Here is an 18,202-nt window from a genome sequence, read left to right on the forward strand (position 1 = left end):
TATTCAAGGGTATTATAAGTATATAAGATAACACTAGCGAGGTGATAATATGATTTATACAGTAACGCTTAATCCATCTATAGATTATGTAATAAAATTAGATGATTTAAAAACTGGAGAAGTAAACAGAACAAATGAAGAATACGTATACCCAGGTGGCAAAGGAATAAATGTATCTTTAATATTAAATGAGCTTGGATACAATAATAAAGCATTAGGGTTTGTAAGTGGATTTACAGGAGCTTATATAAAAGACACGTTAAGATATAAAGGTTTAGAAGAAAATTTTATAAACTTAGAAAATGGATTTACAAGAATAAATGTAAAAGTAAAAAGTACAAATGAAACTGAAATAAATGGACAAGGCCCAATAATTAACGATATGGCTTTAAATGAATTATATAAAAAGCTAGATAAGCTAGAGGAAAACGATGTATTGGTTTTAGCAGGAAGCATACCAAACACATTAGATTCTTCTCTTTATGAAAATATAATGAAGAGGTTAGAAAATAAAAATATAAAAATTGTAGTAGATGCAACTAAAGATTTATTGATGAATGTTTTAAAGCATAAGCCATTTTTAATAAAACCAAATAATCATGAATTAGAAGAATTATTTAACGTTAAGTTAGAAAATATTGATGACATAATAGTTTATGCAAATAAGTTAAAAGAAATGGGTGCTAAAAATGTATTAGTGTCTATGGGAAAAGATGGTGCACTTTTAATTAGTGAAAATGGAGAAATTTTTATAAGTAATGTTGCAAATGGAGAAGTGAAAAATTCTGTAGGAGCAGGAGATTCTATGGTAGCGGGATTTATTGCAGGATATTTAGAATCAAACTCTTACGAAAAAGCACTACAATTAGGAGCAGCTAGTGGAGGTGCAACAGCATTTTCAAATGATTTGGCAGATAAAGAATATATATATAAATTAATAGGTGAAATTAAAGTTGAAAGGAGATAAATTTTATGAGAATAGTCGATTTAATAGATAAAAAATCTATAAGTCTTGCTTTAAAAGCAAACGATAAAAAAGAGGCAATAGATAAATTAGTAGATTTAGTAAATAACAGTGGAAATTTAAATGATAGATTAGAGTATAAAGAAGCTATAATAGCTCGTGAAAATCAAAGTACAACAGGGATCGGAGAAGGAATAGCTATACCACACGCTAAAACTAAAGCGGTTAAAAATACATGTTTAGCAGCAGCAGTTTGTAAAAAGGGTGTAGATTATGAATCTTTTGACGGAAGTTTATCTCATTTATTCTTTATGATTGCAGCTCCAGAAGGTGCAAATAATACTCACCTAGAAGTATTATCTAGATTATCTACAATACTTATGGATGAAGAATTTAGATCAAAGTTAATAAATGCACAAAATGAAGATGAGTTTTTAAATTTAATAGATTACAAAGAAAAAGAAAAATTCCCAGAAGAAGAAAAAGAAGAAGTTTTAGAACCAAAGAAAGTTAAAAACTCAAAATATCCTCAAGTTTTAGCAGTTACAGCATGTCCAACAGGTATAGCTCATACTTTTATGGCAGCTGAAAGCTTAAACAAGCAAGCAGAAAAGATGGGTATTAGTATAAAAGTAGAAACTAACGGATCATCAGGGGCTAAAAATATTTTAACTAAAGAAGAAATTGAAAATGCAAATGCTATAATAGTTGCAGCTGACAAAAAAGTAGACATGGCAAGATTTAATGGTAAAAAAGTTATAATAACTAAAGTTGCTAATGGAATTCATAAAGCAGAGGAATTAATAACTAAAGCTGTAAATGGAGATGCTCCTATATATAATCATGGAGGAAATGTAGAATCATCAGAAGAAAAAGAGGATGAAACTGCATTTAGAAAAGTGTATAAGCACTTAATGAATGGAGTATCTAATATGTTACCGTTTGTTGTAAGTGGTGGTATATTAATCGCGTTAGCATTTTTATTAGATAACTATTCTATAGATCCAGCAAACTTTGGATCAAATACACCAATTGCTGCATTCTTTAAATCTATAGGAGACGTTGCCTTTGGATTTATGTTACCTGTACTTGCAGGATATATAGCATATAGTATAGCTGATAGACCAGCATTAGTTGTAGGTTTTGTTGGTGGAGCACTTGCAAATGCAGGTGGGTCAGGATTCTTAGGAGCGTTACTTGCAGGATTTTTAGCAGGATATTTAGTTGTTGGTCTTAAAAAAGTATTTAGTGTATTACCAGATTCATTAGATGGTATAAAACCTGTATTACTATATCCGCTATTTGGAACACTTTTAATGGGAGTTATAATGACTTTTGTAATAATACCTCCAGTTGCAGCTTTAAATGCTGGTATAACTAATTTATTAAATGGACTTGGAACAAGTTCAAAGTTAGTTCTTGGATTAGTATTAGGCGGAATGATGGCTATAGATATGGGTGGACCTATAAATAAGGCAGCTTATGTGTTTGGGGTAGCATCACTTCAATCAGGTCAATATGAGATAATGGCAGCGGTTATGGCAGGAGGAATGGTACCACCATTATCAATAGCTCTTGCTACAACTTTCTTTAAAAATAGATTTACAAAAGAACAACAAGAATCAGGAAAAGTTAACTATGTAATGGGATTGTCATTTATAACAGAAGGTGCTATACCATTTGCAGCGGCAGACCCTTTAAAAGTTATACCAGCTTGTGTTTTAGGTTCAGCTACAGCAGGAGCTCTTAGTATGATGTTTAATGCAACACTTAGAGCACCTCATGGAGGAATATTCGTAGTTCCAGTTGTAGGGCATCCTATGGCATACTTAGGAGCTATAATAGCAGGGTCTTTAGTAGGTATGTTTGCACTAGCAGTATTAAAAAAACCTATACAAAATTAGTATAAAATAGAATAATAATTAATAAAAATATAAGAATAGACTATGGAGAGCATTTTATCCATAGTCTATTTTGCGTTTGCCTTAAAAAAATAACTTTATATAAAATTATATTAAAAAGACTAAGTGTAACAAATTACGACAACCTTGGTTTTGTATAATATTATCAATGAATTAATACATGGAGGAAAAAATATGAAACAAAAAAGATCTATAGGAATAATTATAATTAGTCTATTATGTGCATTCATGCTAACTGGATGTACAAATAGCAATCAAAGTGTAGATAAAAAAGTAAATATAAATAACAATGCAGAAAAATCACCTATAGAGGTTGACGATATAGAATTTGTTGGGTTAGAAATATCACAGCCAGATTCAATCGGTCAGAGATATATAAAAACAAAGGTAAAAAATAATTCAAATCTAACAATAACTAGCATAAGAGTTGAACTTAAAATAGGAGATAAAGAAACTACTTATATAGCATCAAATAAATCACTTAATCCAGGACAGACAAGTGACTATATAAAGTGTTTTGGACCCAAAAGTGGTGATATAAGTGATATAGAAGCTAAAAGTATAAATATTAAAGTGAATGAAGATGGGAAAATGGTATTTGTAGATTATGATACAAAATTAGGAGAGTATAATGTTTTAGAAGCTAATATAGGAAAGGAAGAAGAGTAATTACTACTTCTTCCTAATATAGTAAATAGTCATTAAAAGTGCTCCGGTCATTGCATATATCATATCTTGCATAGTGTCTTTTAAACCACCAGCTTGAGTTGTCATATTAAAAAACGTATCAAGTAAATACTCTATTATTTCGCAAAATCCAGATACTCCTAATGAAAAGAAGAAAATGACTATGAAAAATAACATTTTGTCTGTTAAAGTTGGTGTATTATAGTATTTTAAAATATTCCAACCTATTTTTAAACTTATAAAGCCTGACCAAAAATGAAGAAAGCTATCATAAGGTTTAAATATATCGTACATTCCATAGCATGAGCCTATTAAAAATGAAAAAAGTACAAATAGATTTCCTACTATATATAAGGGGGTGTCTATTACGTAAAAGTTTTTTATGTAAGCTTTTGTAATTATAAATATTATGGTTAAACATAAAAAACTAATGGAACTTTTTCCGTACTCTTTAGTAAATAAAAAGTAACCTATGGAAAAAATGTATATAGCGTAAAGTAAATATTTAAATATTTTTAAACTGTTTTTCTTCATAAGTACACCTTCCTATATAAAAATGTTTACAAATAGTATGTGTACGTTATATAAATTTATTACTATGTAAAATGTGTGAAATGTTAAATGAATGTTAAAAAACAAAAACATGTTACAGATCTGTTGCAAAAATTAAAAAAAAGTATATAATAATTTATATAAATAATTTAGTACTCCTTGAAGGGGAGTAGCTTTCGTTAAAAAACGATAATCAATCGCCAATTTCGGATTTAAAGATCCCGGTTGATTAGCAAGATAAACCTTGTTAGCGAGACCTTCAAGTAAACTTTATTTTGATTTTAAAATAGAGTTTGCTTGGAGGTCTTTATTATTTAAATAAATTAGGTGGAGGCAAATTATGTTTTATAAAAAAAGTATCGATGAAATATTAAGTCAATTAAACTCAAGTTTAAATGGTTTAAGTTCAGACAAAGCACACAACATACTATTAGAGCATGGATACAACGAGTTAAAAGAAAAAGAAAAAACTCCTACATGGAAGTTGTTTTTAGAAACTTTTAAGGATCCACTGGTTATCATATTATTAATAGCGGCATTGGTTCAAGCGTTCTTAGGAGAAGCTGTAGAGTGTGGAATAATATTTGCAGTTTTAATCTTAAACTCTATATTATCAGTAGTTCAAACAAAAAAAGCAGAAGGATCTTTAGCAAGTCTTAAAAAGCTATCAGTTCCAAATGCAAAAATTATAAGAGATGGGATAAAGGTTACAGTGCCATCTAGAAATGTAGTACCAGGGGATATAATAATTTTAGAAGCTGGTGATTATGTTCCTGCAGATGGTAGAATTTTAGAATCTCAAAACTTAAAAGTTGTAGAAGGTATGCTTACAGGAGAAGCAGAACCTGTACTAAAGCACGAAGATGTAATAAGTGAAGATGTAGCATTAGGCGATCAAAAGAATATGGTCTTTAGTGGATCTATGGTAGTTTACGGTAGAGGGACATATTTAGTAACTCAAACTGCTATGGATACGGAAATGGGTAAAATTGCAGATTTACTAGAAAATGCAGAAAATAAGCAAACACCACTACAGATAAAACTAGATGAGTTTAGTAAAAAATTAGGTGTAGGTATAGTAATATTAGCAGCTTTAATCTTTGGAATAGAAGTATTCAGAGGTGGAGAAGTAGTAGATTCATTTATGTTTGCAATAGCTATAGCAGTTGCGGCTATACCAGAGGCTTTATCTTCTATAGTAACTATAGTATTAGCAGTTGGAACTAATAATATGGCAAAAAAACAAGCTATAATTAGAAAATTACCAGCAGTTGAAACATTAGGATCAACAAGTGTTATATGTACAGATAAAACTGGAACATTAACTCAAAATAAGATGACAGTTGTAGATGACTTTACTTACAACCCAGAAAAAGCACTAGTAAATGATGGATGTTTTGAAACAGCAGCAACAAAAGAATTATCTAAACAAAAGAGTTTCCTTATATTAAGTTCAGCACTTTGTAATGATTCAGATAAAACTAACGAAGGTGCTGAAATAGGAGATCCTACAGAAATAGCACTTATGAATTACACTGACAAAAGCGGATTTGATTATAAAGAAATAAGAGATTTAAATACTAGATTAAGTGAATTACCATTTGATAGTGATAGAAAACTGATGACTACTGTTAATAAGGTTGATGGAGAAGTAGTTATGTTTACAAAAGGGGCTCCGGATGTAATATTTAATAGATGTAAGTATGCATTAGTAGGAGACGAAGTTGTAAAGGCTAGTGATGAGATAATTGATGAATACAAGAAAATGAACGAAGAATTTTCTAATAAAGCATTAAGAGTTTTAGCATTTGCAACAAAGAGAGTAGAAGATGAAAGTTTTGTACCAACAATTGAGGATGAAAATAACTTAACTTTAATCGGACTTACTGCAATGATAGATCCTCCTAGAGAAGAAGTTTATGAAGCAGTAGAAAATGCTAGAAAATCTGGTATAAAAACTGTCATGATAACAGGAGACCACAAAACAACTGCAAAAGCAATAGCTGTAGATATCGGAATATTTGAAGATGGAGATATGGCTCTTACAGGTAGTGAATTAGATGCATTAACTGACGAAGAGTTAGATAGAGATTTAGATCATATATCAGTATATGCAAGAGTTTCACCAGAAAATAAAATAAGAATAGTAAAAGCATGGCAAAGAAAAGGAAAAGTTTGTGCAATGACAGGAGATGGAGTAAATGATGCTCCAGCTTTAAAACAAGCAGATATAGGTATAGGAATGGGAAGTGGAACAGAAGTTGCAAAAGATGCATCTGATATGGTTTTAGTAGATGATAACTTTGCAACAATAGTAAATGCTGTAGAAGTTGGTAGAACAGTTTATACAAATATTAAAAAATCTATAATGTACTTATTCTCAGGAAACTTAGCGGGAATAATAGCTATATTATTTGCAGTATTTGCAAACTTACCAAATCCATTTACTACAATACAATTATTATTTATAAATTTAGTAACAGATTCATTACCAGCAATAGCGCTAGGTCTTGAAAAGCCAGAAAAAGGCGTTATGAAGGATGCTCCTAGAGATCCAAATGAAAGTATCTTATCGAAAGGTTCTTTAGGATTTGTTGCAACTAGAGGGATTATAATAGGTGTTGTTACAATAGCTGCACAATTTATAGGAATGAAACAGTCAGCTGAATTAGGTGTATCAATGGCATTTGCAACTCTTACATTATCTAGAATAATGCAGACATTTGCATCAAGATCAAATACAGAAACAATATTTGAACTTGGAATTAAGAGTAATAAATATGTATTAGGTGCAGTTGGAGTTTGTTTAATAATGTTCTCTTTAACATTACTACCATTTATGAGAGAAATATTTACAATGCCAAGTAGCTTTAACTTCACAACTTTAATGACTTGTTTTGGTCTTTCAGTACTTGCAACTTTAGCAATGGAAGTTAGTAAAGTTATAAAAAGAAAATAATTTCATATACTTTATAAATAAAAAATTTGGAGGTATATATATGTATGAGTTTATAGTAATGACAATAACGACTCTTATATTAACTTCTCCAACCATTTTTATAAAGTATATAATAAACCATATGATGAGTATAATTAAATTTTATATTTGTTTAGAACAAATAATAAAATTACAATTAGAAGTATAATAAAAAGAGTATCGAAAATTTCGATACTCTTTTTTTATCCAACGTATTGCAAAAATAAATTAAACGTATATAATGTTTATATAAATATATATTAAAAAGAGATTATAGACCCCTAAGTGAATTTTAAAGACCACAAAATTTTACTTGGGTTTTTTTGTGTTTTAGCACATTTAGCTAATAATTTTATTTAAATTAATGTAGGTGGAGGAAGTATATGTTTTATAAAAAAAGTGTAGAGGAGACTTTAAGCCAGGTAAATTCTAGCTTAAAAGGATTGAGCTCATCTAAAGCAAGTGAATTGCTAAAAAAGTATGGGCCGAATGAATTAAAAGAAAAATCCAAGGTGCCTATTTGGATGTTATTCCTAGAAACATTCAAAGATCCATTGGTTATTATTTTGTTAATAGCAGCACTTGTACAAATATTTTTAGGTGAAGGTATGGAATCTTTAATTATATTTGCAGTACTAATCTTAAATTCAATACTATCTGTAGTACAAACTAAGAAAGCAGAAAGCTCACTTCAAAGTTTAAAGAAACTATCAGTTCCAAATGCAAAAGTCATAAGAGATAATAAAAAAGTTACAGTTAATTCAAAAGATATAGTGCCAGGAGATATAATAATTTTAGAAGCAGGAGATTATGTTCCTTCTGATGGAAGAATTATAGAATCTCAAACTCTTAAGGTTGTAGAAGGAATGCTTACAGGAGAAGCAGAACCAGTTTTAAAACACAACAAACCAATATTAAAAGATGTAGCATTAGGAGATCAAAAAAATATGGTTTTTAGTGGATCTATGGTCGTTTATGGAAGAGGTAAGTATGTAGTAACACAAACTTCTATGAATACTGAAATGGGAAAAATAGCAGACTTGCTTGAAAATGCAGAGAATAAGCAAACACCGCTTCAAATAAAATTAGACGAGTTTAGTAAAAAACTTGGTGTAGGTATAGTAATATTAGCAGCCTTTATATTTTTAATAGATATATTAAGAGGAGCTAAATTAATTGATTCATTTATGTTTGCAGTTGCTATAGCAGTTGCTGCAATACCTGAAGCATTATCATCTATAGTAACGATTGTTCTTGCAGTTGGGACAAACGTTATGGCTAAAAGACAATCCATAGTTAGAAAGCTACCAGCAGTTGAAACACTAGGATCAACAAGTGTTATATGTACAGATAAAACAGGAACTTTAACTCAAAACAAGATGACAGTTGTAGATACATATGTATATAATCCAGAAAGGTCATTAGTATATAACACTAGTTTAGAAGTTGCAGCAGCAAAAGAATTATCAAAACAAGATGAGTTTATAATAATGTGCTCAAGTCTATGTAATGATTCAGATATAACTAGTGAAGGTATTGAAATAGGTGATCCTACAGAAATTGCTCTTATAAATTATGCAAATAAAAAAGGTTTTGATTATAAACAAATAAGAAATGAAAATATTAGGATAAGTGAACTACCATTTGATAGTGAAAGAAAGAGAATGTCTACTGTACATAAGTTAGATGAAGATGTAGTTATGTTTACAAAAGGAGCTCCGGATGTAATATTTAGTAGATGTAAATATGCATTAGTAGGAGATGAAGTAGTTAAAGTAAATGATAAAATTTTAAATAAATACAAGCGTATGAATGAAGAATTTTCTAATAAAGCATTAAGAGTTTTAGCTTTTGCTAGCAAAAGTGTTAAAGATGAAGGCTTTGTTCCAACACCAAATGATGAAGAAAATCTAACTTTAATAGGACTTACAGCAATGATAGATCCACCGAGAAAAGAAGTTTATCCAGCTGTTAAAAATGCTAAAAAATCTGGTATAAAAACTGTTATGATAACAGGAGATCATAAGACAACAGCAAAAGCTATTGCTAAAGATATAGGGCTATTTACAAATGGAGATATGGCTTTAACAGGTCATGAACTAGATGCATTAACTGATGAAGAATTAGATAAGGATTTAGATAAAATATCAGTATTTGCAAGAGTTTCACCAGAAAATAAAATAAGAATAGTAAAAGCATGGCAAAGAAAAGGAAAAGTTTGTGCAATGACAGGAGATGGAGTAAATGATGCTCCAGCTTTAAAACAAGCAGATATAGGTATAGGAATGGGAAGTGGGACAGAAGTGGCAAAAGATGCATCAGACATGATTTTAGTAGATGATAACTTTGCAACTATAGTAAATGCAATAGAAGTAGGAAGAACTGTTTATACAAATATTAAAAAATCTATAGCGTATTTATTCTCAGGAAACTTAGGAGGAATAATAGCTATATTATTTGCTGTAATTGCAGGATTACCAAATCCATTTACTACAATCCAGTTACTATTTATAAATCTTGTAACAGATTCATTGCCAGCAATAGCACTAGGACTTGAAGAGCCTGAAAAAGGTGTTATGGATAATCCACCAAGAGATAAATATGAAAAGATATTAACTAAAGATACAATTGGGTTTGTTTTAACTAGAGGGTATATAATTGGGGCAGTTACAATAATGGCTCAATTAATAGGTCTTAGGTATTCTCATGAATTAGGGGTTGCAATGGCATTTTCAACACTTACACTTTCTAGAATAATGCAAACCTTTGCTTCTAGATCTAATACTCAATCAATAATTGAATTAGGATTTACTAGCAATAAATACGTTTTAGGTGCAGTTTGTATTTGTTTGACAATGTTTATGTCAACACAGCTTCCGTTTATGAGAGAAATATTTAATATTCCTTATAGTTTTAACTTTAACATATTATTAATTTGTTTTGGACTTGCAGTTTTATCTACATGTTCTATGGAGATAAGTGAGTTTTTAAAAAGAAAATAAAAAATTATTAAATCCAATACAAGGCTGAATATAGAAGTTAAAATATCTACATTCAGCCGTTTTATTATTTTGTATTAAAATAAATAGTATGTATTATTTATAGAAATAAAAATATAAATTGATATAATTATAGTTGAGAGTAGATTTTGAACAAGGGGGTATATGATATGAGAGATCAAATTATAAAAAATGTTGAAAATATTAAAGATGAAATGGTTAATTCAATTATTGAAAGTGTACAAATACCAAGTGTAATTGGTGAAGAAAGCAAGCAGTATCCATTTGGAAAAGATATAGATGATGTACTAAACCATATGTTAGATTTATGTGACAAATTAGGATTTAAAACTTATAAAGACAAAGAAGGATATTATGGATATGCAGAAATAGGAGAAGGCGAAGAACTAGTAGGAATTTTAGGGCATTTAGATGTAGTTCCAGCTGGGGATTTAAGTGCATGGAATGTAGAACCTTTTAAGGGAACTATAATAGATGGTAAGCTTTATGGAAGAGGAACACAAGATGACAAGGGACCTACTATTGCTGCTATATATGCAACAAAAGCAATAATAGATGCAGGTTTCAAGTTAAAGAAAAGAGTTAGATTTATTTTTGGAACAGATGAAGAAACTTTATGGAGAGATATGGCTAAGTACAATGAAAATAAAGAAGAGATACCTAGTTTTGGATTTACACCAGATAGCGCATTTCCTTGTATCAATGCTGAAAAAGGTTTATTACAATGTATATTATCATCAAATAAAGCATCAAAAGTTAATTTAAAAGCAGGAGATGCTTTTAATGCAGTTCCAAGTAAAGCTACATATAACAGTATAAATTTAGTTGAACTAGAAAGTGAATTAAAAAAAATAGGGTTTGAATATAAAAAAGAAGAAAATGCTATAACAGTTATAGGAAGAAGTGTACATTCCCAAAAATGTAATGAAGGGATAAATTCTATATCTAGACTTTGTATAGCTCTTAAAAATATTAGAATAAATACTCCAGCTATAGATTTTATATCTGAAGTAATAAAAGAAGATGCACATGCAAATTGTATATTGCCAAATTGCGAAGATGTATCAGGAAAGTTAACTCTTAACTTAGGAAAAATTGATTTAAATGAAGATGGTGAAAAAATTTATTTAGATGTTAGAATACCTGTTACAGTTGAAAAAGATGAATTTGTAAGTGCATTAAGAGAAAAAGCAAATAAGTATGGATTAGATTATATTGAATATGATTGGCTTAAATCAATATATATACCTAATGACCATTTTTTAATAAAAACTTTAAGAAAGATATACGAACAAGAAACAAATTGTGATTCAACACCTATGGCATCTGGAGGAGCTACTTACGCAAGAGCTATAGATAACTGTGTTGCATTTGGAGCAATATTCCCTTGGGGCAAAAAGACAGAACACCAACCAAATGAATATGTTGAAATAAAAGATATAATAAAAGCTACTGAAATTTATGCGCTTACATTATATGAACTAACTAGATAATTTGATATATAATAAACAAGGGACCTTTCTATAAGTGAAAGGTTCCTTGTTTGTAATAAAAATAAAAAAAAATTAATAAATAGTTAAAGGAAGGGGATGATTAGATGTTAAAAAATGGAGCAGTTGTATTTTTTTCAGGAACTGGAAATTCTAAATACGTAGCTAAGATTTTCAAAGAAGAATTTGAGAAAGTAAATATAAACTTGGATATTATAAATATAGAAAAAGAAACCGGATTAAAAAAAGAATATGATTTCTATGTGTTTGGAGGTCCCATACATGCAGAGATGTTACCAAAAATACTTACTGATTGGATAAATAAAAATATACCTAATGAGGCTAAAAAGTGTATAGTATATCACACACTGGCAGGAGATAAACATAGTGAAGGTAGGGTTTATTTAGCAAAATTGTTAAATAAAAAAGGATTAGATGTAGTGATAAATACATCTATACAAATGCCTAATAATTATTATCATAAATTTTTCAAAAGAGATACAGATGAGGAGATAAAAAAAGTTTTAGACTCAGCACCAAATAAGGTGAAAGCTATTGTTGCAGATTTTTTAAATGATAAAAGGAGTGAGATAAATTATAAAAAAATAACTGTTGGAACAAAATTAGTTTATGATAGCTTTTTGATTTATGCTAAAAAATATGCAAAGAGAAACTTTTCTGTAGATACGAGTAAATGCATAAATTGTAAGATATGTGAAAAAGAGTGTCCTACTAATAATATAGTTATGAATAAAAAAAATATAGAATTTTATAATAAGTGTATAGGATGTGAAAAATGTATACATAGATGCCCTACAAATGCTATTTTATTTAAAAATGAGCCTTTTATACCATATAAAATTGAAGATTATATATAAAAAGGAAAATGAAAGGAAAATTGCAAAATATTACAGAAATGGAACAAAAACGACAAAAATGTAGAAATATATTGTAAAAATGTGTACTATAAATATCTAAAGGGTATAAAACCCTTATAAAAGATATTAGGTGGTGCAAAAATGAACAAGAAGATAAAAATAGTTATTTGTATGATGATTATTTTAATAATAGGATTAGGGGCTAAGTTTGTATATGGAGAAGCTGAAGATCCAATGCATAAGAATTTTAAAGATCATGTAGTTTTTTATCCTCAGCATCAAGATGATGAAACTCTATGGGGATCAAGTGCAATTATAGAAGCTATAAGAGAGTGTGGAGCAGATAATGTATATGTTGTATTAGTTTCAGATGGTTCAGGTGTAAATGTATTTAATCAACTTGAACAATTTAAAGGGATAAGTAGAAAAGAAAAAGAAATTTTAAGAAATAATGAATTTAAGGCAGCATTAAACAGCTTAGGAGTTAAAAATAGTAATATAAGAATTTTAGCAGATGAAACAGAAAAAACAGGAACTCATTATGATTTAATGGAAAAAACTATATTAGATTTTGAAAATAAGTTTGGTAGTGTTACTCAAGTTTCTCAGCATTATCAGTATGATAATCATCCAATGCATAGAAAAAATGGAGTGGTTTTAAAAAGACTTAGTGATGAAGGAAAAGTAAAAGATGCTAGATATTTTGTAAAACCAGCATATGTAAAAGATATACCAGAAGATCAAAGGGATATATACACAGCAAATAATGAAGAAGATAAAGCAAAAGTAAAAGGTGCTTTAGATGCATACAAAACAAAAAATGAAAAAGAACAACTTTATGGAATTGGATATATGTCAACTCATAAATATTTTGATCATTTATACAATGATCCTCAATATACATCAGTATTAAGTAGATACTAAATAAGAAACTATCTAAAATTAACTAATTTTAGATAGTTTTTTTATTAGTTTAATGTGGCAATTAAATAAGAAATGAATATTTATAAATAAGAGTGAAAAAATAAGTACACTTAGTAGTAAATCATAAAATTTTTAACAACGACACTAGGTGGTGGATAATATGAAAAAAGCAAATATTAGAATAGGTATTCTAATATTAATTATTTTTATAATTGGGCTTGGAGTTAAGTTTCAAGGGTTTAAAAGTGAAAAACTTGAACATAAGAAACTTGGTAGTCATGTAGTTTTTTACCCTCAACATCAAGATGATGAAGTACTTTGGGGAGGTAGTGCTATACTTAAAGCTATAAAAGAGTGTGGAGAAGACAATGTATATATTGTGTTAGTTTCAGATGGATCAGGAGTTAATGCATTTGATCAAATGCCAGAATTTAAAGGTATTAATAGAAAGGAAAAGTGTTGTTTAAGAAATAATGAATTTAAATGTGCTTTAAAAAATTTAGGAGTAAAAAGTAGCAATATAATAATTCTAGCTGATAAAACAAAACAAGAGAAGCCACACTTTGACCTTATGGAAAATACTATATTAGATTTTGAAAATAAATTTGGCAGTGTTACTCATATAGCTCAACACTATAAATATGACAATCATCCAATGCACAGAAAAAATGGAGAAGTTTTAAAGAAACTTAGTGATGAAGGAAAAGTAAAAGATGCTAGATATTTCCTTAAACCTTCATATGTTAAATATATTCCTCAAAGCCAAAGAGATGTGTACTTATCAGACACTATAGAAGATAAAGCTAAAATAAGAGGTGCACTTAATTCGTATACAATAAGAAATGAAAAAGAACAGCTTTATGGAATCGGATATATATCAGCTCACACTTATTTTGATCACTTATATAATGATCCTCAATATAAATCGGTGATAAGTATTTACTAGAAAAGATGCATATAAGTAAATTTAAAAAATTTACTTATATGCATCTTTTAATTTTGCAAATTTGCAAAAGAAACAACTTTATGTTAAAATTAAGTTGTTTCAAGAAAAAACTTGTTTATGAATTCAAGTTGTTACTTTTGACATAAAAAATATATCGGAGGTTGAGTATGAAAAAAAATAATATTGTATTTAATATATCTTTACTACTGACCAGTGTAGTTGTAATATTAGGTCTTGCATCACCTACAATGTTTAAGAATATATCTAATAAAGGATTTAATATAGTGGTAAATAATTTTAACTGGGTATATCTAATTGTTATGTTAGCATTAGTTATATTTGCAGGTTTTTTAATTTTTAGTAAATATGGAAATATAAGATTAGGAAAAGATACGGATAGACCGGAATTTAGTAACTTATCTTGGTTTTCTATGTTATTTGGAGCAGGAATGGGAATAGGATTAGTATTTTTCGGAGCGGTAGAACCTATGAAGCATTTTGTAAATCCAATAGGTGTAGAATCAGGAAGCTTAGCTGCTACAAACTTTGCAATGCAACAATCGTTTATACACTGGGGAGTAACTCCATGGGCTGCTTATGCAATAATGGGGTTATCATTAGCATATTTTCAATTTAGAAAAGATGCACCAGGGTTAATAAGTAGTGTATTTTTACCTATTCTAGGAGAAGAAGGGGTAAAGGGACCTATAGGAAAAACTATAGATATTTTAGCAGTATTTACAACAGTAACTGGAATAGCAACGTCTTTAGGAATGGGAACAATGCAAATTGCAGGTGGGCTTGAATATATGTTTGGAATAAAAAATACTATATATTTACAAATAGTTATAATAGCAATAGCAACGGTTTTATATATTAAAAGTTCTACTAGTGGATTAGATAAAGGGATAAAATTATTATCTAATATAAACTTAGCTTTAGCGGCTTTACTATTATTCGGGGCAGCTTTTATTGGGCCTACTACACACATGATTTCAAACTTCTCAAATGGAATGGGATTATATGTAGAACAATTTATCTCTCAGAGTTTATATATGGACCCTACAGGTGAATGGATTGCTCAGTGGAGAGTATTTTATTGGGCGATGTGGATAGCTTGGATACCTTTTGTAGGAATATTTATAGCAAGAATATCGAAAGGGAGAACTATAAGAGAATTTATAATTGGAGTAACTTTAGTACCAGCGTTAGCGTGTATAGTTTGGTTCTCTGTATTTGGAACACTAGGAACTAATTTAGGATTAGACTTTGCAAAAGATGCAACTATGGTAACTGAAACGGCACTTTTTAAAGTATTTTCAAATTATCAATTTGGAAATATACTATCATTAGTAGCTATGGTATTACTATGTACATTCTTTATATCATCAGCAGATTCAGCTACTTATGTACTTGGAATGTTTACATCTAATGGAGATTTAAATCCAAGTAATAAAAAGAAAATTACTTGGGGTATAATACAAGCACTACTAGCTTTAGCATTATTAATGTCTGGAGGGCTAGAAACATTACAAACTGTATCTATAGTTTCTGCATTCCCATTTGCTATAATAATGATAGTGAGTATAGTATCGATAACAAAAGCATTAAAAACAGAATTTAAAGTAGAAAATGAAGTTAAGAAAGAGTTTGCAAGTAAAAAGGAATATAATAAGCCTGTAGTTAAAATCAAAAAAGAAGCTTATTAAATATAAAAAGGAGTATCTTAAAATGATCATGTGATCAGCTTAAGATACTCCTTTTTTTTATTATTTTTCATAAAGAAACATAGGTACAGATGTGTTAACGTGAGTATCTCCAATAACCATAAGTATATCATTTTCTAAAAACTCAATATAAGGGCCAGGAGATATTATAAGTTCTTCACCTCTTTTAATCGCAACAATAGTTCCACCAGTATTTTGCCAAAAGTTAGTTTGACCTGGTGTTTGACCTATTAGCTTGCAATTAGATTTTATTAGAAACTCAAAAGGAACAAGCGGGTTTATTGTAGATAGTCTACTAGAGTAGTCTACTATTTTATTCATAGTTTCTAGAATTTGAGATTCTAATTGACTTCTTGAACTAAGAAGTTCTGACAATTGTGATTTATATGAAGAAACATTTGTTATATTTTGATATTTTTTTAAAAAAGATTCAGCTTTATTACGAGATAAAACTATAATTCCTTTACCTTTTATGCTCTCAACAACTTTTAAATCTTCAAGTATTTTTACAGATCTTCTAATTGTTTCAGGAGATACATTATATTTTCCAGCAAGTGCAGACCTTCCATGAAGAGTAGTTCCTTCAGCTATATAACCATTACATATATTGTTTGCTATATCTATAGCAATTTTTTGATATATAGGCATAGTATATGATTTTTCCATGATTCCTCCAAAATTATATAAATATATTCTAACACTTAAATATTGTATACCTCATGTAAATAGATGTCTATAGACATTTTATATATATAAAATAATAATTTTTTATTATTGGCATTTGACAATAATTAAAAAGGGTGTTAATATTTAATTAGCAAATGCCAAAAATAAAAAGGAGTAAAATTTATGAAATTATCAGTTGCATGTGAAGGTAAGTTAGTGAGTGGACATTTTGGTCATTGTGAAGGATTTTATACTTGTGAAGTAAAAGATGGAAAAATAGTAGAAGAAAAGTTTGTTAAAAATCCAGGGCATAAACCTGGGTATTTACCCGTATTTTTAAAAGAACTAAATGTAAATACTATAATATCTGGGGGGATGGGTGAAACAGCGCAACAATTATTTAAACAAAATAATATAGAAGTAGTAGTTGGAGCTCAAGGAAATTTTATAGATGCTATAGAAAAATATATAAATGGAAGTTTAAAATCAACAGGTTTTGTATGTACAGAGCATGAACACTAAGGACATTGCAATGAATAAAATAAAAGGGATTAATTATGGATTATAATTTGGAATATTTAAAAAGGTTAATAAGCAAAAGTGGACATAAAGTAACACCCCAAAAGGTATTAATATTAGAAGCTATGATGAGTAGTAGACATCACTTAAGTGCAAAAGATATATATGACAAGTTAAAACAAAAAAATATAGGATTTGCTACTATTTATAGATCCTTGAATTTATTTATAGAATTAAACATAATAAAAAAGATAGATATAGACAATATAACTTATTATGAAATGAAGATTTTTAGCAAAAACCCATTTCATATACACTTTAAGTGTTCTAAATGTGATAGTATAATTGATATAAACAATAAAGATATAAATATTGAGTATATTGGTATAATAAGAAGAGTTGAATTAGAAGAACATTTCGAAATAGAGGATTCTGATATTATGTTTAAAGGTATATGTGATAAATGCAAGGAGGATATTAAATGGCAAGACCAACAAAATTTAGACGGGTAGAATTTTTCCCTGAAGATACATATTTTACGCCATTAGATAAGGAAGGGTGTAAAATAGATGAAATGACTTTAAAACTAGAAGAATTAGAGGCTATGAGGCTTAAAGATATAGAAGATTTAAACCAAGAAGAGTGTGCTAAAAGAATGCAAGTATCTAGGCAAACTTTTCAAAATATAATAGATAGTGCCAGAAAAAAAGTTGCTATAGCATTAACTGATGGAAAAGCTATAAAAATTGATGGTGGTAACTATAGAGCAAGCTTTTGTAAGTTTAAGTGCTTTAATTGCGGAGAATTATATGAAATAAATTATGAACAGGATAAACATAAGTGTCCATCTTGTGGATCTGATGAGGTCATATGTAGTAAAAAAGCAGGAATTTGCAAAAAATGGTGTGATAAGAATAAATAAAACTATCT

General features: G+C 29.0%; 16 protein-coding genes. 14 read left to right on the forward strand and 2 right to left on the reverse strand.

Translation table 11 applies throughout. The features are described 5' to 3' along the window. Window positions 1-49: 49 nt before the first annotated feature. The 3 genes from pfkB (at window position 50) to ACN6I1_RS04625 (ending at window position 3,555) form a co-directional block, all read left to right on the forward strand. A complete protein-coding gene (gene pfkB, locus ACN6I1_RS04615; RefSeq protein WP_419742896.1) occupies window positions 50-967 on the forward strand; it encodes a 1-phosphofructokinase in 918 nt (305 codons plus the stop codon). Between the two features lie 5 nt (window positions 968-972). Next, window positions 973-2,868 carry a PTS fructose transporter subunit IIABC gene (locus tag ACN6I1_RS04620; protein WP_419742897.1) on the forward strand — a complete coding sequence of 632 codons (1,896 nt, stop codon included), beginning with the start codon at window positions 973-975 and terminating at the stop codon, window positions 2,866-2,868. A gap of 192 nt (window positions 2,869-3,060) precedes the next feature. Beyond that, on the forward strand, window positions 3,061-3,555 hold the full coding sequence (locus tag ACN6I1_RS04625) for a hypothetical protein (RefSeq protein WP_220796703.1): 495 nt from the start codon (window positions 3,061-3,063) through the stop codon (window positions 3,553-3,555). A 3-nt stretch (window positions 3,556-3,558) separates the two neighbouring features. On the opposite strand, the gene ACN6I1_RS04630 is transcribed toward ACN6I1_RS04625, so the two are convergent. After that, window positions 3,559-4,107 carry a hypothetical protein gene (locus tag ACN6I1_RS04630; protein ID WP_419742898.1) on the reverse strand — a complete coding sequence of 183 codons (549 nt, stop codon included), beginning with the start codon at window positions 4,105-4,107 and terminating at the stop codon, window positions 3,559-3,561. A gap of 358 nt (window positions 4,108-4,465) precedes the next feature. Here ACN6I1_RS04630 and ACN6I1_RS04635 point away from each other — a divergent pair, with 358 nt between their 5' ends. The 8 genes from ACN6I1_RS04635 (at window position 4,466) to ACN6I1_RS04670 (ending at window position 16,069) form a co-directional block, all read left to right on the forward strand. Then, the gene (locus ACN6I1_RS04635) at window positions 4,466-7,084 is read left to right on the forward strand and encodes a cation-translocating P-type ATPase (RefSeq protein ID WP_419742899.1); all 2,619 of its coding nucleotides are present in this window, start codon (window positions 4,466-4,468) and stop codon (window positions 7,082-7,084) included. Window positions 7,085-7,124: 40 nt separating this feature from the next. Continuing rightward, the gene (locus tag ACN6I1_RS04640; protein ID WP_021429219.1) at window positions 7,125-7,271 is read left to right on the forward strand and encodes a hypothetical protein; all 147 of its coding nucleotides are present in this window, start codon (window positions 7,125-7,127) and stop codon (window positions 7,269-7,271) included. Window positions 7,272-7,485: 214 nt separating this feature from the next. Beyond that, on the forward strand, window positions 7,486-10,104 hold the full coding sequence (locus ACN6I1_RS04645; RefSeq protein ID WP_419742900.1) for a cation-translocating P-type ATPase: 2,619 nt from the start codon (window positions 7,486-7,488) through the stop codon (window positions 10,102-10,104). Between the two features lie 167 nt (window positions 10,105-10,271). Then, window positions 10,272-11,615 (forward strand): M20 family metallopeptidase, encoded by a 1,344-nt coding sequence (locus ACN6I1_RS04650; RefSeq protein ID WP_419742901.1) that lies wholly within the window; start codon window positions 10,272-10,274, stop codon window positions 11,613-11,615. A 104-nt stretch (window positions 11,616-11,719) separates the two neighbouring features. Then, window positions 11,720-12,490, forward strand: a complete 771-nt coding sequence (locus ACN6I1_RS04655) for an EFR1 family ferrodoxin (protein WP_419742902.1) — start codon at window positions 11,720-11,722, stop codon at window positions 12,488-12,490. A gap of 141 nt (window positions 12,491-12,631) precedes the next feature. Next, window positions 12,632-13,414: a PIG-L family deacetylase gene (locus ACN6I1_RS04660; RefSeq protein WP_021429133.1), complete on the forward strand. Its 783-nt coding sequence runs from the start codon at window positions 12,632-12,634 to the stop codon at window positions 13,412-13,414. A 160-nt stretch (window positions 13,415-13,574) separates the two neighbouring features. Further along, window positions 13,575-14,360, forward strand: a complete 786-nt coding sequence (locus tag ACN6I1_RS04665; protein ID WP_419742903.1) for a PIG-L family deacetylase — start codon at window positions 13,575-13,577, stop codon at window positions 14,358-14,360. Window positions 14,361-14,527: 167 nt separating this feature from the next. Then, the gene (locus ACN6I1_RS04670; RefSeq protein WP_419742904.1) at window positions 14,528-16,069 is read left to right on the forward strand and encodes a BCCT family transporter; all 1,542 of its coding nucleotides are present in this window, start codon (window positions 14,528-14,530) and stop codon (window positions 16,067-16,069) included. 60 nt (window positions 16,070-16,129) lie between these two features. Here ACN6I1_RS04670 and ACN6I1_RS04675 read toward each other — a convergent pair whose 3' ends face one another. Further along, window positions 16,130-16,753, reverse strand: coding sequence for a TrkA C-terminal domain-containing protein (locus ACN6I1_RS04675; RefSeq protein WP_021428986.1), 624 nt, complete (start codon window positions 16,751-16,753; stop codon window positions 16,130-16,132). Between the two features lie 183 nt (window positions 16,754-16,936). On the opposite strand from ACN6I1_RS04675, the gene ACN6I1_RS04680 reads away from it, so the two are divergent. From ACN6I1_RS04680 to ACN6I1_RS04690, 3 genes are read left to right on the forward strand one after another with little or no spacing between them, the layout of a single operon-like run. Beyond that, window positions 16,937-17,275 carry a NifB/NifX family molybdenum-iron cluster-binding protein gene (locus ACN6I1_RS04680; RefSeq protein WP_419742905.1) on the forward strand — a complete coding sequence of 113 codons (339 nt, stop codon included), beginning with the start codon at window positions 16,937-16,939 and terminating at the stop codon, window positions 17,273-17,275. Between the two features lie 35 nt (window positions 17,276-17,310). Beyond that, window positions 17,311-17,784, forward strand: a complete 474-nt coding sequence (locus ACN6I1_RS04685; protein ID WP_419742906.1) for a Fur family transcriptional regulator — start codon at window positions 17,311-17,313, stop codon at window positions 17,782-17,784. Next, the gene (locus ACN6I1_RS04690) at window positions 17,754-18,194 is read left to right on the forward strand and encodes a DUF134 domain-containing protein (RefSeq protein WP_220796693.1); all 441 of its coding nucleotides are present in this window, start codon (window positions 17,754-17,756) and stop codon (window positions 18,192-18,194) included. Before ACN6I1_RS04685 ends, ACN6I1_RS04690 begins: the two co-directional genes overlap by 31 nt. The last annotated feature ends 8 nt before the right edge of the window (window positions 18,195-18,202 follow it).

It is taken from the genome of Paraclostridium dentum, from assembly GCF_048568265.1.
Classification (GTDB): Bacteria; Bacillota; Clostridia; order Peptostreptococcales; family Peptostreptococcaceae; genus Paraclostridium; species Paraclostridium dentum.

What these genes read in the sequence shown, in the direction of transcription:
- pfkB (WP_419742896.1), top strand. Translation starts at nt 50, where the DNA reads ATGATTTATACAGTAACGCTTAATCCATCTATAGATTATGTAATAAAA.
- ACN6I1_RS04620 (WP_419742897.1), top strand. Translation starts at nt 973, where the DNA reads ATGAGAATAGTCGATTTAATAGATAAAAAATCTATAAGTCTTGCTTTA.
- ACN6I1_RS04625 (WP_220796703.1), top strand. Translation starts at nt 3,061, where the DNA reads ATGAAACAAAAAAGATCTATAGGAATAATTATAATTAGTCTATTATGT.
- ACN6I1_RS04630 (WP_419742898.1), bottom strand. Translation starts at nt 4,107, where the DNA reads ATGAAGAAAAACAGTTTAAAAATATTTAAATATTTACTTTACGCTATA.
- ACN6I1_RS04635 (WP_419742899.1), top strand. Translation starts at nt 4,466, where the DNA reads ATGTTTTATAAAAAAAGTATCGATGAAATATTAAGTCAATTAAACTCA.
- ACN6I1_RS04640 (WP_021429219.1), top strand. Translation starts at nt 7,125, where the DNA reads ATGTATGAGTTTATAGTAATGACAATAACGACTCTTATATTAACTTCT.
- ACN6I1_RS04645 (WP_419742900.1), top strand. Translation starts at nt 7,486, where the DNA reads ATGTTTTATAAAAAAAGTGTAGAGGAGACTTTAAGCCAGGTAAATTCT.
- ACN6I1_RS04650 (WP_419742901.1), top strand. Translation starts at nt 10,272, where the DNA reads ATGAGAGATCAAATTATAAAAAATGTTGAAAATATTAAAGATGAAATG.
- ACN6I1_RS04655 (WP_419742902.1), top strand. Translation starts at nt 11,720, where the DNA reads ATGTTAAAAAATGGAGCAGTTGTATTTTTTTCAGGAACTGGAAATTCT.
- ACN6I1_RS04660 (WP_021429133.1), top strand. Translation starts at nt 12,632, where the DNA reads ATGAACAAGAAGATAAAAATAGTTATTTGTATGATGATTATTTTAATA.
- ACN6I1_RS04665 (WP_419742903.1), top strand. Translation starts at nt 13,575, where the DNA reads ATGAAAAAAGCAAATATTAGAATAGGTATTCTAATATTAATTATTTTT.
- ACN6I1_RS04670 (WP_419742904.1), top strand. Translation starts at nt 14,528, where the DNA reads ATGAAAAAAAATAATATTGTATTTAATATATCTTTACTACTGACCAGT.
- ACN6I1_RS04675 (WP_021428986.1), bottom strand. Translation starts at nt 16,753, where the DNA reads ATGGAAAAATCATATACTATGCCTATATATCAAAAAATTGCTATAGAT.
- ACN6I1_RS04680 (WP_419742905.1), top strand. Translation starts at nt 16,937, where the DNA reads ATGAAATTATCAGTTGCATGTGAAGGTAAGTTAGTGAGTGGACATTTT.
- ACN6I1_RS04685 (WP_419742906.1), top strand. Translation starts at nt 17,311, where the DNA reads ATGGATTATAATTTGGAATATTTAAAAAGGTTAATAAGCAAAAGTGGA.
- ACN6I1_RS04690 (WP_220796693.1), top strand. Translation starts at nt 17,754, where the DNA reads ATGGCAAGACCAACAAAATTTAGACGGGTAGAATTTTTCCCTGAAGAT.